13 protein-coding genes are annotated in these 12,957 nt (G+C 58.0%); 4 read left to right on the top strand and 9 right to left on the bottom strand.

Going from position 1 to position 12,957, the window contains the following annotated elements; translation table 11 throughout:
- The first annotated feature begins 199 nt into the window (after positions 1-199).
- A complete protein-coding gene (locus F3J39_RS11700) occupies positions 200-1,393 on the top strand; it encodes a zinc-dependent alcohol dehydrogenase (RefSeq protein ID WP_040113656.1) in 1,194 nt (397 codons plus the stop codon).
- A 41-nt stretch (positions 1,394-1,434) separates the two neighbouring features.
- Here F3J39_RS11700 and F3J39_RS11695 read toward each other — a convergent pair whose 3' ends face one another.
- Genes F3J39_RS11695 through F3J39_RS11685 form a run of 3 tightly spaced genes read right to left on the bottom strand, consistent with a single transcriptional unit; the run spans position 1,435 to position 2,907 of the window.
- Positions 1,435-1,782: a hypothetical protein gene (locus tag F3J39_RS11695; RefSeq protein ID WP_166714221.1), complete on the bottom strand. Its 348-nt coding sequence runs from the start codon at positions 1,780-1,782 to the stop codon at positions 1,435-1,437.
- A 21-nt stretch (positions 1,783-1,803) separates the two neighbouring features.
- Complete coding sequence (locus F3J39_RS11690) at positions 1,804-1,977, bottom strand: hypothetical protein (protein ID WP_166714220.1); 174 nt, start codon at positions 1,975-1,977, stop codon at positions 1,804-1,806.
- Between the two features lie 36 nt (positions 1,978-2,013).
- On the bottom strand, positions 2,014-2,907 hold the full coding sequence (locus tag F3J39_RS11685) for a helix-turn-helix transcriptional regulator (RefSeq protein ID WP_052246563.1): 894 nt from the start codon (positions 2,905-2,907) through the stop codon (positions 2,014-2,016).
- 117 nt (positions 2,908-3,024) lie between these two features.
- On the opposite strand from F3J39_RS11685, the gene F3J39_RS11680 reads away from it, so the two are divergent.
- Complete coding sequence (locus tag F3J39_RS11680; RefSeq protein WP_166714219.1) at positions 3,025-4,434, top strand: MFS transporter; 1,410 nt, start codon at positions 3,025-3,027, stop codon at positions 4,432-4,434.
- Positions 4,435-4,437: 3 nt separating this feature from the next.
- Here the strand turns inward: F3J39_RS11680 and F3J39_RS11675 are convergent, their stop codons facing one another.
- Genes F3J39_RS11675 through F3J39_RS11655 form a run of 5 tightly spaced genes read right to left on the bottom strand, consistent with a single transcriptional unit; the run spans position 4,438 to position 9,456 of the window.
- Entirely contained in the window at positions 4,438-5,526 is a 1,089-nt protein-coding gene (locus F3J39_RS11675; protein WP_094110767.1) for an ABC transporter ATP-binding protein, read from the bottom strand.
- Positions 5,527-5,529: 3 nt separating this feature from the next.
- A complete protein-coding gene (locus tag F3J39_RS11670; RefSeq protein ID WP_166714218.1) occupies positions 5,530-6,477 on the bottom strand; it encodes a carbohydrate kinase family protein in 948 nt (315 codons plus the stop codon).
- Positions 6,474-7,313 (bottom strand): carbohydrate ABC transporter permease, encoded by an 840-nt coding sequence (locus F3J39_RS11665; protein ID WP_040113648.1) that lies wholly within the window; start codon positions 7,311-7,313, stop codon positions 6,474-6,476. Before F3J39_RS11665 ends, F3J39_RS11670 begins: the two co-directional genes overlap by 4 nt.
- Positions 7,303-8,211 (bottom strand): sugar ABC transporter permease, encoded by a 909-nt coding sequence (locus tag F3J39_RS11660; RefSeq protein WP_113655311.1) that lies wholly within the window; start codon positions 8,209-8,211, stop codon positions 7,303-7,305. The genes F3J39_RS11665 and F3J39_RS11660 overlap by 11 nt, the downstream gene beginning before the upstream one ends.
- A gap of 9 nt (positions 8,212-8,220) precedes the next feature.
- Positions 8,221-9,456, bottom strand: a complete 1,236-nt coding sequence (locus F3J39_RS11655; RefSeq protein ID WP_071668396.1) for an extracellular solute-binding protein — start codon at positions 9,454-9,456, stop codon at positions 8,221-8,223.
- 255 nt (positions 9,457-9,711) lie between these two features.
- Here F3J39_RS11655 and F3J39_RS11650 point away from each other — a divergent pair, with 255 nt between their 5' ends.
- Complete coding sequence (locus tag F3J39_RS11650) at positions 9,712-10,881, top strand: ROK family transcriptional regulator (RefSeq protein ID WP_104085795.1); 1,170 nt, start codon at positions 9,712-9,714, stop codon at positions 10,879-10,881.
- Between the two features lie 162 nt (positions 10,882-11,043).
- Positions 11,044-11,979, top strand: a complete 936-nt coding sequence (locus F3J39_RS11645) for an ROK family protein (RefSeq protein WP_166714217.1) — start codon at positions 11,044-11,046, stop codon at positions 11,977-11,979.
- Here the strand turns inward: F3J39_RS11645 and F3J39_RS11640 are convergent.
- On the bottom strand, positions 11,973-12,854 hold the full coding sequence (locus tag F3J39_RS11640) for a LysR family transcriptional regulator (RefSeq protein WP_071668393.1): 882 nt from the start codon (positions 12,852-12,854) through the stop codon (positions 11,973-11,975). The genes F3J39_RS11645 and F3J39_RS11640 overlap by 7 nt on opposite strands.
- Between the last annotated feature and the right edge of the window lie 103 nt (positions 12,855-12,957).

Raw genomic sequence — 12,957 nt, 5'->3', positions numbered from 1 at the left:
GTTATATCCAGTGTTTTTTTTAACCAATTCGGTAGTTTTTCTGCTGCTGTGCGCCACGTTCCGGCGCAGCTGCAACCCGGTTGCACCACGCGGGCAGAACTGCCGATGCGCTTGCCTAATCAGCAATTGATGCCAGGCTCAGGCAATTCGCCTTAAATAATGTCAGACACCTGCTGCGCTTATTAATGAGGAGTTAAGAATGAAAGCGTTAACCTATCATGGCCCGCACAAAGTACGCGTTGAAACGGTTCCCGATCCGGTATTGCAGGAAGCGGATGATATTATTCTGCGTGTCACTGCAACCGCTATCTGCGGTTCTGATTTGCATTTATATCGCGGTAAGATCCCAAAAACTGAACATGGCGATATATTTGGTCATGAATTTATGGGTGAAGTGGTGGAAGCTGGCAGTGCCGTAACCAATGTGGCGATTGGCGACCGCGTGGTGGTGCCGTTTGTGGTCGCCTGCGGCGACTGCTTCTTCTGCCATCTGCATCAGTATGCCGCCTGTGAAACCACTAATCCGGGTCGCGGTGCGATACTCAATAAAAAAAATATCACGCCACCCGCCGCCCTGTTTGGGTTCAGTCATCTTTATGGCGGAATACCCGGCGGACAGGCAGAATATGTTCGCGTGCCGAAAGCGAATACCGGCCCGTTCAAAGTGCCGCTGGCGCTGCCGGATGACAAAGTGCTGTTTCTGTCCGATATCCTCCCGACCGCCTGGCAGGCGGTGCAGAATGCCGGGCTGGATAAAGGCTCAAGCGTCGCGATCTTTGGTGCCGGCCCGGTAGGTCTGCTTAGCGCCGCCTGTGCAAGGCTGATGGGTGCCGAAGATATCTTTATGATTGATCATAACGCCTATCGTCTGGAGTTTGCCCGTCAGCGCTATGGCGTTACGCCGATAAATTTTGACGAGATTGACGATCCCGCAGCCTGGATTATTGACCATACCAAAGGGAACCGCGGCGTGGATGCGGTGATTGATGCAGTGGGCTTTGAAGCCAAAGGCAGCCTGACCGAAACCGTCCTCAGCAATCTGAAACTTGAAGGCAGCAGCGGCAAAGCGCTGCGTCAGTGTATTGCGGCCGTGCGTCGCGGTGGGGTGGTCAGCGTGCCGGGCGTCTATGCCGGTTTTATCCATGGCTTCATGTTTGGCGATGCGTTCGATAAAGGGCTGACCTTCAAAATGGGACAAACGCACGTGCACGCCTATCTGCCACGGCTGCTGTCGCTGATTGAACAGGGATTATTAACGCCGGAAGAGATTGTTACGCATCATATGCCGCTGGATGCGGCGGCAGAGGGGTATGAGATCTTTGATAAACGCAAAGAGGATTGCCGCAAAATCATTCTGGTGCCGGGAATGAAATCGGCTACTGCTGAAGCCTGACGCTATGGAGGCTGCCGCGTGGCAGCCTGCATAACAGAAATTCAGCGTACGCTGCCTTCGTCACGGTCGCTGAGTTCATAAAGCGACACTTCAACAAACGGCATGTTATCCAGCCTGTCGCCGTAATCTTCACTGACATCAGGCAGGCTGGTGAACTGACCATCAACAAACAGAAAACTCAGATGCCGTTCAACCTCTTCCAGCAGCTCATCCACCTCTTTTGCGGTTTCACCCTGAGCGTCTTTACCATCCAGTTTCCAGCGAAAATGATTACCCACGATTTCTGCGCTGCCAATATCAACTACTTTGGCATCGATATTTTCTAACAGCAGACGCTGGCGGGCAAAATAAAGCAGATAGGGCATCCGATCGCGATTAATTTCAGACATACATTACTCCTGAATAATATTTCAGTGCGGGAAATAGTTGCGTACAGCATATACCGACCAGTAAACCGCGTTCAGGCCCAGCCAGGCCCAGCAGCCCCAGTAAGCAACGGGTTCACGCCGGGTACGCAATTTAGGCAGAAATGCCAGCAAATAACCCGCCGCCGCAATAAGCGCAACGAAATAAAGAAATTTCATGCTTTCTCCTGATTATTTATCATGAAGTAAGCATAGTCAGATTAACGCATTTGTGGAGCGCAGCGCCTGATATCCGGCAATGAGTTTTTCCAGTGCCGCTGCGCTTGTTTCGTCCGCCGGGACGTAAACCAGCAGGCGGTCACCATTGCGTGAAGCGGACCACCAGTTATTCTGACGCAGCGTAAATTCCCCGGTTTCCGCCCGCCAGAAACGCTTGATCCGATTCTCCACTTTTCCCAGCTCGTAACGCTGCCAGGTCTGTGCAAATTCATCAGAACTGTTAATCAGCCGGGTGAGAAAGCTTTCCCAGTGCGGATCGCCAAGGTGTTCTCCCATCTGGCCGCGAAACATGGCCACCATCTGCGGCATGACTTCATCCCAGTCGCGTATCATGCCGCGCCAGCCGGGATGATTAAACGCCAGCCAGATACAGTTGCGATCCTCAGCCTCTACGCTTGCCAGATCTATACCCATCAGCGCACACCACGCAGCGTTATAGCCAATGATGTCAAAACGCGGTGTCTCAATAATGGCCGGCAGCTGGATAGCATCCAGCATCTGCTGATTATGCTCAGCGAGTTTGCAGCAGGCGGCAACCTGAAGGGCGGGCAGTTTATGACCGGCGAGCGAGAAAAGATGCTGCGTTTCAACGTCATTACACTGCAGTGCTGATGCGATCGCCGTCAGCGTTTTCAGCGACGCTTTAATATCGCGACCCTGTTCCAGCCAGGTGTACCAGGTGACGCCGACATCAGCCAGCTGGGCGACCTCTTCGCGGCGCAGGCCCGGCGTGCGCCGCTGGCGCATACGCGGCAGACCCAGCCTGACAGGATCGAGGTTTTCCCGTCGGGAACGCAAAAAGGCGCCCAGCAGTTTGCGATTCGTATGAACCTCTTTTTCAGCATATTTTACAGCGGGTTGAATCGACATCAGCGTCATTTCTCCGGCCAGACGGGTGGTTTTAATACCATGATAATCAAAAACTGGTACCCGGTTATTTTTCAGCAGATGCTATGCCGCAATGAACACGAAAACAAGGTGAAACTGATGCACACTCCGCAACTTCGTCAGGCGGGACTGATGGTACTGCTGGCCGGGCTGTTACTGCCTATGATCGACTTTTCAATCGTTAACGTGGCGCTGGATGCAATGGCGCATAGCCTGCAGGCAACGCCCACCCAGCTGGCGCTGATTGTTGCTGTCTATGGTATTACTTTTGCCGTTTGCCTCGCGATGGGAGGGCGGCTCGGAGATAACTATGGCCGGCGCCGGGTTTTTATCAGCGGTGTCGGGATCTTTGCCCTGGCTTCGCTGCTGTGCGGTATGGCAAGCGGGGCCGGGATGCTGATGTTTGCCCGCGCGCTGCAGGGAGTGGGTGCGGCACTTATCGTGCCGCAGATCCTGGCAACGCTGCATATTACGCTGCAGGGCAGGGAGCATGCGCGGGCGATTGGTCTCTATGGCGGAATGGGCGGGCTGGCGTTCGTGATTGGTCAGGTGCTGGGCGGCTTTCTTATCAAAGCCGATCCGGGTGGGTATGGCTGGCGCAGCGTGTTTCTGATCAACCTGCCGATCTGTCTGGGCGTACTGGTGGCTGCGCGCCGCTTTATTCCGGAAACCCGCAATGCGACCCGCGTACCGGTTGATATTAGCGGTGCGCTGCTGCTGGGCGGAGCCACAGGCGCACTGTTGCTGAGCCTGGCGCTGGGGCCGGTGCTGAACTGGCGCTGGCCATGCGTGCTGTTACTGCTGCTGGCGCCGCTGTTTTTGCTGCAGCTGCGACGGGTCTCTGTGCGTGCTGAAGCGTCAGGCCGTTCACCGCTGCTGCCCCCGTCACTGCTGCGTTTACCCGGCGTGCGTTTCAGCCTTACGCTTGCCGTTATCTTTTTCTCCTGCTGGAGCGGGTTTATGTTTGTCATGGCTCTGACGCTGCAGTCCGGGCTTGGCTTCAGCGCCTTTGACTCCGGTAACGCTTTCATAGCGCTGGGGGTAGCCTATTTTATCGGTGCCATGCGGTCGACCGCACTGGTCACGCGCTTTGGTACGCGCACAATGCTGCTGGCTGGCTGTGCTATTCAGATCACCGGCCTGCTGGCTCTGATGGCAACCCTGCAGCTCCGGTGGCCGCAGGCGGGTATTCTTGCGCTGGCGCCAGCTACGGCACTCATTGGATTTGGTCAGTCTTTTATCGTCAGTACCTTCTACCGTATTGGCATGCGCGATATTCCGCATCATCAGGCGGGCGCCGGCAGCGCCATGTTGTCGACCGTGCAGCAGTCGGCGATGGGGCTGGGGCCGATGCTGCTGGGCGGCGTATTCAGCCATTTCAGCCAGACCGGATCCTGGCTGAGTGCTATCAGCGGTACGCTGGGGACTGAACTGCTCTCCATGCTGGTACTGGTGGCGATCGCCTTAATGCAGCATGACAACGTGGCAACCACACCCGCAGAAGGATAACGTTCACGGTAACGGCGGCGCTTCCGGCAGACGCTGGCCACTCTGCGCATCGAACAGGTGGATTTTTTCCATGCGCAGCGCAATCGTCAGCGGATCGCCGCTGCCGGCTGCGTGACGGCCAGGTACCTGCATATGCAGCGTATGCCCGTGCCACGTCAGATGCAGCAGCGTGGATTCTCCGGTGATCTCCGTAACGGCGACCTGCGCCAGACTGCCCTGCATCGCCGGTATCAAATCGTGGGGGCGGATGCCAATCATCAGCGCAGCCCCTTCCTGTGCCGCGTGCTGCCAGCGCGGAGGAAGCGGCTGCCAGAGATCTTCACATTCAATGCCCGGCACGCCATCACGCGTTACCAGGTGCGCCGGCAGCAGATTCATCGGAGGCGAGCCGATAAAGCGGGCGACAAACAGATCCGCAGGACGATCGTAAATGCTGAGCGGGGCGCCCTGCTGAACGATCTGACCTTCGCGCATTACTACAATCTGATCGGCCAGCGTCATCGCCTCAACCTGATCGTGTGTGACATAAATCATGGTGGTTTTAAAACGCTGGTGCAGTGCTTTGATTTCCGCCCGCAGCTCCATGCGCAGCTGAGCATCAAGATTAGAGAGCGGTTCATCAAACAGGAAAACCTGAGGATTTCGCACCATCGCCCGGCCCATCGCCACGCGCTGACGCTGGCCGCCGGAGAGGGCGCGCGGGTAGCGCTGCAGCAATTTATCGATACCCAGAATAGCGGCAACGCGCGCAATCTTACTCTGCTGCTCCGCGCGGCCCACCTTTTTAACCTGCATATGAAAGGCGAGGTTTTCAGCCACGGTAAGGTGCGGATAGAGCGCGTAGCTCTGGAACACCATCGCCATGTCGCGGTCGGCCGGATCGCGATCGCCAATCGGTATATCGTTCATCAGAATGGTTCCCTCTGACAAACTATCCAGCCCGGCCAGCAGCCTCAGCAGCGTGGACTTACCGCAGCCGGACGGGCCAACCAGTACGGTAAAACTGCCATCGGGAATGCTGAGACTGAGCGGATGCAATACCGTCTGTTTGCCGTAGCGTCTGGCGACGCTGACGAGCTCAATACTGGCCATAAATTACCTCTCCTCTGCAGAAAATGGCAGCTGTTGCCAGCCGGGATAGCGGCGTGGCTGCGTGCTGATCGCCTGTGATGCCACGGCAATGCCCCACTGCAGCGCGCGGCTCAGCGGCTGCTGATGTAACAGCGCGGTGAGAAAGCCGGCGTTGAAACTGTCACCGGCTCCTATGGTATCCACGACGGTGACGGGAGTGGCAGGCTGTTCCAGCCAATGCGCACCCTGCCAGCAGGCGGCACCGGCACTACCGCGCTTCACCACGCAGCCGCCACGTCCGCTCAGGGTTCCCGCCAGCTGCCGTGCGCTCTCCGGCAGCGTTGCCGCCGCACCGAGGCCCAGCGTCTCTGCTTCATTCAGTAACAGCCAGTCGCAGAACGGCAGCCACTGTGCGACCTGCTGCTGCACCGCCGTGCTCCAGCCCTGCGGAGGCCAGCCGGTGTCTACGGCGATCGCAAAGCCGCGCTGGCGCAGCGCCTGCAGCAGCGCGGCATAGTGCGTAGTGAGTGCCAGACAGAGAAAAGCGCCGCACAGCAGGACAATATCTCCCGGCGAGGCACGCTGCGGGATTTGAGCCAGTACGTCATCCACGCTGAGTTGCGCCACGTGACCAAAATTGCTCAGAAACGAGCGCTCGTGATCGCTGTGCGTAATGCCAACGGTGACAGACGTTTCGCAGGCGTAGCGTCTCCAGTGCGCCGCACTGTTTGGGAAGTAGCCCGCCAGCCAGGCGCTGAGGCCATCATTCCCCTGATTAGCGACAGCGCGATGGCGAACCTGCATCGCTTCCAGTGCCAGCGCACAGTTACCCGCCGAGCCGCCCGGACGCAGTTCACTCTGAGGGAGCATGACTTCAGTGCCGCGCTGTGGCCAGCTATCCAGCGTACCCATGATCAAATCGGCGTTAACGTTGCCAGCGACGTAGAGCGTTGCGTTACAGTCAATTGTCATCCTTTACTCCCGCCGCTGGCCAGACCGCTCACCAGCGTTTTCTGCAGCCAGACAGCAATTAACAGAGGGGGAACCGAAGCCAGAATGCCAACCGCAGCAATCAGGCCGTCATCGGTTGCGCGTCCGGCAGTAAAGCCGGCAATGGTCACCGGCAGCGTTTGCGCCGTAATATTGCTGGTGAACAGCAGGGCATAGAAAAATTCATCCCACGCCAGCAGCCAGCCAAACAGCGCTGCGGCGCCCAGAACCGGTTTTGCCAGCGGCAGCGTGATGCGCAGCAGCACCTGCCACACCCGCAGGCCATCAAGCCGCGCAGCCTGTTCAATATCACGCGGCAGAGTGTCAAACTGGTTTTTGAGCATCCAGGTCAGAAACGGCAGGATCAGCGAACAGTAAACGATAATCAGACCCGGGCGGGTGTTCAGCAGATCCAGCTGCTGCAGCAGAAAGTAGAGCGGCAGTACAAAGGCCACCGGCGGCACCATATAGATGGCCAGTGACGCAAACAGCCAGCCGTCGCGTCCGGGATAGCGCGAAAAGCTGAAAGCGGCCGGGATCGCCAGCAGCAGACAGACCAGCGTTCCTCCCGTCGCCACCAGCAGACTATTACCCAGCGCATGCAGAAACAGGGTTCCCGGTTCACCCGGCGCCAGCGACAAAAGCCGGCCGTAGCGGCTGAAATCCCACTGGCGCGGTATCCACTCCAGAGGCACGCGCGTCAGGTCGCTGGTGGCGCTGACGCTCATCAGAAACAGCCAGCCCATCGGGGCCAGAACCGACAGCGCCACGGCGGCTGCCGCCACATATTTAGCCACAGATATCATCTTACGCTTCATGGGCACTCCCCCGGCGACGCTGCCGCCACAGCAGCAGCATATAGAGCGCAATCAGTACGGCACACAGCAGCGTCATCAGGATGGCATAGGCCGCTCCGCTGCCGGCGCGCAGATAGCTGAAGGACTCCTGATAGACGTAGAAACTGAGCGTTTTGGTGCTATCTACCGGCCCGCCCCGGGTCATGACATAGATGATGTCGAATATTTTGAACGCATCAATGGTGCGCAGTACCAGCGCCACGCTTAGCGCTCCGACGATGGCCGGAAAGGTAATGGCGCGAAACCGTCGCCAGGCTGAGGCACCGTCCAGGCGCGCCGCCTCAAAAAGATCGTCCGGAATCGACTGCAGCGCAGCCAGCACCAGCAGCGTAACCAGCGGATAGTTCTTCCACACATCAGCAAACATCACGGCGTTAAGCGCTGAGTCGGGTGAACCCAGCCAGCTGCGATAGCCATCCAGGATACCGAGCTGTGTCAGCAGCGCGTTGACGCTGCCGTAGTCCGGATTAAAATTAAGCCGCCACATCATCGCGTTAACGATTGTCGGCAGCGCCCACGGCAGGATCACCAGCACGCGCAGCACGTTGCGGCCGGTAAACCGCTGATTAAGCAGCAGCGCCACCAGCACGCCAATGACGCCCTCGAAAGCAACCGACACCAGCGTAAAATAGAGCGTGCGCCACAGCGAAAGCCGGAAGTCGGGATCGCTTAAGGCGTACAGGTAGTTCTCCACGCCGATCCAGCCGGGCGCATCGCCGCTGCCTATCAGGGCTGCGTCGGTAAAACTCAGCCAGATGGTCCGCATCAGCGGCCAGGCGGTAAGCAGCAGCATGACCAGCAGCATGGGGGCCAGTAGCACCCATGCCTGCCGTCGCTCACGTTGACGCAAACTCAGCATGCCCGCTCCTTAGCGCAGCCGCGCGGCACTTTTATCGACCGCCTGCATGGCGGCTTCCGGGGTCGCGCCGCCGGTCAGCACCTGCTGCAGCTGCTGCTGCAGCGTGCTGGAGAGACGCGAATAGTCTGCGGTTTCAGGACGTGACAGCATTACGCTCAGCGACGTGTCCGCTGCCTTAATCAGGCTCTCCTGATCTTTCATCACCGCCGCATCCTGATAAGAGCTTTTCCAGATAGGCAGGCTCAGACGGGCATAGTTGTTCTGCACCGGCTGAGAGGTCATGTATCGGATATACTGCCACGCCTGATCGGCATGGGTGCTGCCGCTGGCGATACCGAGCCCCATTGAGCCGTTGACCGCGCCCGCTTTGCCTGGCGCATCGCCGGGTGCAGGCATAATGCCAACCTGACCCGCAACTTTGCTCTGTTTTGCATCGTTGGCCATGTTGTACATATAAGTCCAGTTCAGCGCGAACGCGGCATCGCCATTGGAGAACGCTTTGCGCACATCTTCTTCCAGATACTCACGTGAGGCGGGGTTAGTCAGTCCGTCATCAAGCGAGCTTTTCATCAGTTTTACCGCCTGCAGTGAAGCGGGGCTGGAGAAGCTAAGCTTGCCATTCTGATAGAACTGCCCGCCAAAGCCGGAGACCAGCGTGGTGTAGTCGCATACCAGCGCTTCCGCCTGAGACCAGCTCCACACCAGCGGATAATTCACGATCTTTTTCTCTTTAATAATGCGCGCGTCATCCATTACCTGCTGCCAGGTTTGCGGCAGGTCGCGGATACCCGCTTTCTCCAGCATCGCTTTGTTGTAATACAGATATTTGGTGTCCAGAATCCACGGCATACCGAGCGTTTTACCGTTGAACACCACGGTTTTAAGCGCGCCGGGGAAAATCTGCGCCTTATCTTCGGCACTGATACGGCTGCTGACATCCTGCAGCAGGTTAAATTTTGTGAATTCCGCCGGCCAGATCGCATCAAACAGCACCACGTCGTAGCCATTTCCGCCCGCACCCCGTGCCGCGACAATCTTGTCGTGCAGCGCTTCATACGGCACAAACTCAAGGTTGACCTTTACGTCCGGATTCGCTTTTTCAAACGCCTGCGTCATGGCGCGAATATCGCTCTCACTATAGGCTGCCTGAGTCATAAACAGCGCATTGAGTGAGGTGGCCGCCGTCGCGCTGGCAGCGCTGGCGAGCAGAAACAGTGCCAAACAACCGTGAACCGATTTTTTCATGATATGTCCGCCTGAAAGCTGTGAGAGATTAATTAAATCAATTTGATTGATTTAATAACGTGCGCAAAAGTGTGCGTCAGTTGCCATGCCACAGAAAGGTAAGCAAGCGATGTGCCAGAAACGATCTGCTGCGGGTCCTGCTTCTACTTTGCACGTTTTCTCGCCGCTGTCAGGTAAACAGGTTGTAAAATGTGCCAGCGATCATAGATATTGTTGCGGTGGCAGAGCGGCCAGGCGCGAAAAGGAAATAGCACGATGAGAACATCAGGGACTAACCTTGAACACGCGCGGGCGCATAACCGGCGCGTGATCATTGAGGCCATTCGCCTGCACGGTGAACTGACACGGGCTGAGCTGGCGCGGCTCACGGCCCTGACCGCGCAAACGGTATCCAATATTGTCGCTGAACTTGAACAGGCGGAACTGCTGATAAGCCACGGACCGCGACGTCAGGGACGCGGACAGCCCGCTATTCCCGTCACGCTGAATCCGGCCAGTGCGTTTTCAATCGGTATTCATCTTGATCACCAGACGCTGCTGATGGTGCTGGTGGATTTAACCGGCGAAATCCATTTTCGCCGTCTCATTATGGTGCAAAAACCGGAGCCTGCTGCCACCCTGGCGCGCATCGCCTCGGTACTGGATGAGATTAAGACGCAGCTGGGTGCGCGCTGGCGCAAAGTGCTGGGTATCGGCGTTGTGATGCCCGGGCCCTTTGGCGTTGAGGGACTCTCTTCACTGGGGCCGACCACGCTGCACGGCTGGGAAGATGTCGATATTGCAGGAGAGCTGGCGGCACTCAGTCAGCTGCCGGTGACGCTGGAAAATGATGCCACGGTAGCGGCAATTGGCGAGCGCTTTCACGGCGTGGCGCGCCATCTTAATTCGTTTATCTATCTCTACATTGGTACCGGGCTGGGTGCAGGTATCATTGTTGATGGTCACGTCTGCAGCGGTGATGCACATAACGCCGGTGAAGTTGGCCATATGGTGGTGGATCCCGGCGGGCGCGACTGCTACTGCGGCAATCAGGGGTGCCTGGAACGCTATGTCTCGCTGCAGGCAGCCTATGAATTCTGCGGGCTTGATCCCATGACCGCGCTGCCGGACGATTTGCTGGCGGTGCCGGCAGAGCTGTTTGACGCGTGGATCGCCACTGCGCTGACGCCGCTGCGCCAGGCCATCAATATGCTGGAGTGCATCTTTGACGCAGAGAGCGTGATTATTGGCGGTATGATCCCCGCTGCCCTGCTGGAGAAAATCGTTGCGCGCCTGCCGCCGCTTTACCAGTCTGTGCGCGGGCGCTACCTGACCGCCACGCGCATACGGACCGGAATGAGCGGCAGTGATACCGCCGCGCTGGGTGCGGCAGCGCTGCCGCTGTTTGATGAGTTTAATCCGCAGTTTCAGGTATTAATGAAATGAGCATGATGATGCGCCAGGCTGGCGCCGGTAATCCTGCGCGGCGTCTGCATACCTTTTAGCCGTTTATTGCGCCGATGCGAAAAAACCTGTGCGGCCCGTTTCCTGCCGGCGTTATTTTATTTACATTGCCAGCAACTTTTTGCTGACCCAGCGGACTCTGCAATGACTATTCCTGCCTTACCGGTAATCTGCCTCGATCTTGGCGGTTCATTTATTAAACTTGGCGTGATGACGCAGGCTGAGCAGATCCAGCTGCTCGATCAGCAGCCGATGCCCGCCCGCTCCTGGGAAGCGTTTTGCGCTACCGTCAGCGATACGATCGCCAGACATCAGGCACATTTCAGCGCGCACTCCCCGGTCGCGGTTTCCACCGCCGGAATTGTCGCGCCACTGAGCGGCGAGATGTTTGCCAGTAACATACCTGCCTTTCACGGACGTCATATGGCGCAGGAGCTTGGCGCATACCTGCAGCGTCCGGTCACGGTCCATAACGATGCCGACTGTTTTGCCGTTGCGGAGGCGCTGGCCGGGGCCGGACAGGGGCATAAAGTGGTGCTGGGCGCTATCCTCGGTTCAGGCGTGGGCGGCGGACTGGTTGCAGATGGCCGGCTGATCACCGGTCAGAATGGCTTAACCGGTGAGTGGGGACATGGCCCGATCACACTACGCGAAGTTGATATCGCAGGCAAAACGGTTGCCATACCGCGTCAGCCGTGCCCGTGCGGTCAGAGCGGCTGTCTTGATACTTATGGCGGAGCGCGCGGTCTGGAAACCCTGCACCGCGTGCTGCATGATGAAACGCTCACCAGCAAAGCGATCGTTTCACGCTGGCAGGCAGACGAAAACCAGGCGCAGCAGACGCTGGAGGCGTGGCTCCAGCTGGTGAGTGAGCCGCTGGCCTACACCGTTAACATCACCGGAGCGAGCTGCGTCGCCGTCGGCGGCGGGCTGGCCTCCGTTGTTCCGCTGATAGCTGCCCTTAACGAGGCGGTGCAGAAGCGGGTGCTGCGCCGTACGCCGCAGCCGCTGGTGATCCCCGGCCGCCATGCTCATCAGGGTGGCATGCTGGGTGCAGCGCTGCTGGCGCTGGCTCACTGAGCCGCCAGTTTTTGCTGTAAAAACGCAATAAACTGCCGGTGGATCTCGCTGCGCTGGCGATGCTGCGGGTAGAGCGCATTAAGGTGCAGCGAGGCGGGCTGCCACGCATCCAGCACGCGTATTAATTCACCGCTGGCCAGCGCCGGCGCCACGATAAATTCCGGCAGCAGGATCAGCCCCAGCCCGGCAATCGCCGCATCGCGCAGCATTTCACCATTATTACTGACCATCGGCCCCTGAACTGCCACGACGCTGCGCTGCCCGTCCCTGAACAGCTCCCAGCCCTGCTGACTTTCCCGGCCGTAGCGCAGGCAACGGTGCAGCGACAGTTCCGCAGGCGTCTCCGGCGCTCCGGCGCCCTGAAGATAGGCAGGGCTGCCGCAGATCAGCCGCCGGAATTCGCCCAGCCTGCGTGCGATCAGGCTGGAGTCGGGCAGGGTGCCGATGCGAATAGCCATATCAAATCCTTCTCCCACCATATCGACATGGCGATCGGCCAGCTCAACCTGAAACTGCAGGCCGGGATGCAGCGTGAGGAATTCAGCAATGTAGGGGGAGAGATGCGTAATGCCAAACGACATCGGCACGCTCAGACGGAAGTTACCCTGCAGAGCCTGATGACGACCGGATACTGCCAGTTCCGCTTCCTGTACATCATCCAGTATGCGCTGTGCGTGATGCGCAAACAGCAGACCATTTTCTGTCACCGAAAGCTTGCGGGTATTCCGGTTGAGCAGGCGGGTGCCCAGCGCCGCTTCCAGCGCCGCCATGCGGCGGCTGACATACTGCTTTGAAAGCATCAGCTGTTCAGCGGCTGCACTGAAGTTGCCCGCATGGATAACAGCAACGTAAATACGAAGATCGTCTATCTGCATAGTGTCCACTAATTCGTGACAGTGATTGTCATGTCAGCACATTGTTGAGCAAATCAGTTTACGTATACTGAATCACATCAGGAAGCAAAATCGTTTCCCTTAC

The organism is Pantoea sp. Acro-807 (assembly GCF_011752675.1).
In the GTDB taxonomy this organism is placed as follows: domain Bacteria; phylum Pseudomonadota; class Gammaproteobacteria; order Enterobacterales; family Enterobacteriaceae; genus Pantoea; species Pantoea eucrina.
Note: the sequence above shows the minus strand (reverse complement) of the source record. Positions and strands in the feature narration are given on the sequence as shown.

What these genes read in the sequence shown, in the direction of transcription:
- F3J39_RS11645 (WP_166714217.1), top strand. Translation starts at nt 11,044, where the DNA reads ATGACTATTCCTGCCTTACCGGTAATCTGCCTCGATCTTGGCGGTTCA.
- F3J39_RS11690 (WP_166714220.1), bottom strand. Translation starts at nt 1,977, where the DNA reads ATGAAATTTCTTTATTTCGTTGCGCTTATTGCGGCGGCGGGTTATTTG.
- F3J39_RS11665 (WP_040113648.1), bottom strand. Translation starts at nt 7,313, where the DNA reads ATGAAGCGTAAGATGATATCTGTGGCTAAATATGTGGCGGCAGCCGCC.
- F3J39_RS11670 (WP_166714218.1), bottom strand. Translation starts at nt 6,477, where the DNA reads ATGACAATTGACTGTAACGCAACGCTCTACGTCGCTGGCAACGTTAAC.
- F3J39_RS11650 (WP_104085795.1), top strand. Translation starts at nt 9,712, where the DNA reads ATGAGAACATCAGGGACTAACCTTGAACACGCGCGGGCGCATAACCGG.
- F3J39_RS11660 (WP_113655311.1), bottom strand. Translation starts at nt 8,211, where the DNA reads ATGCTGAGTTTGCGTCAACGTGAGCGACGGCAGGCATGGGTGCTACTG.
- F3J39_RS11700 (WP_040113656.1), top strand. Translation starts at nt 200, where the DNA reads ATGAAAGCGTTAACCTATCATGGCCCGCACAAAGTACGCGTTGAAACG.
- F3J39_RS11655 (WP_071668396.1), bottom strand. Translation starts at nt 9,456, where the DNA reads ATGAAAAAATCGGTTCACGGTTGTTTGGCACTGTTTCTGCTCGCCAGC.
- F3J39_RS11695 (WP_166714221.1), bottom strand. Translation starts at nt 1,782, where the DNA reads ATGTCTGAAATTAATCGCGATCGGATGCCCTATCTGCTTTATTTTGCC.
- F3J39_RS11685 (WP_052246563.1), bottom strand. Translation starts at nt 2,907, where the DNA reads ATGTCGATTCAACCCGCTGTAAAATATGCTGAAAAAGAGGTTCATACG.
- F3J39_RS11675 (WP_094110767.1), bottom strand. Translation starts at nt 5,526, where the DNA reads ATGGCCAGTATTGAGCTCGTCAGCGTCGCCAGACGCTACGGCAAACAG.
- F3J39_RS11680 (WP_166714219.1), top strand. Translation starts at nt 3,025, where the DNA reads ATGCACACTCCGCAACTTCGTCAGGCGGGACTGATGGTACTGCTGGCC.
- F3J39_RS11640 (WP_071668393.1), bottom strand. Translation starts at nt 12,854, where the DNA reads ATGCAGATAGACGATCTTCGTATTTACGTTGCTGTTATCCATGCGGGC.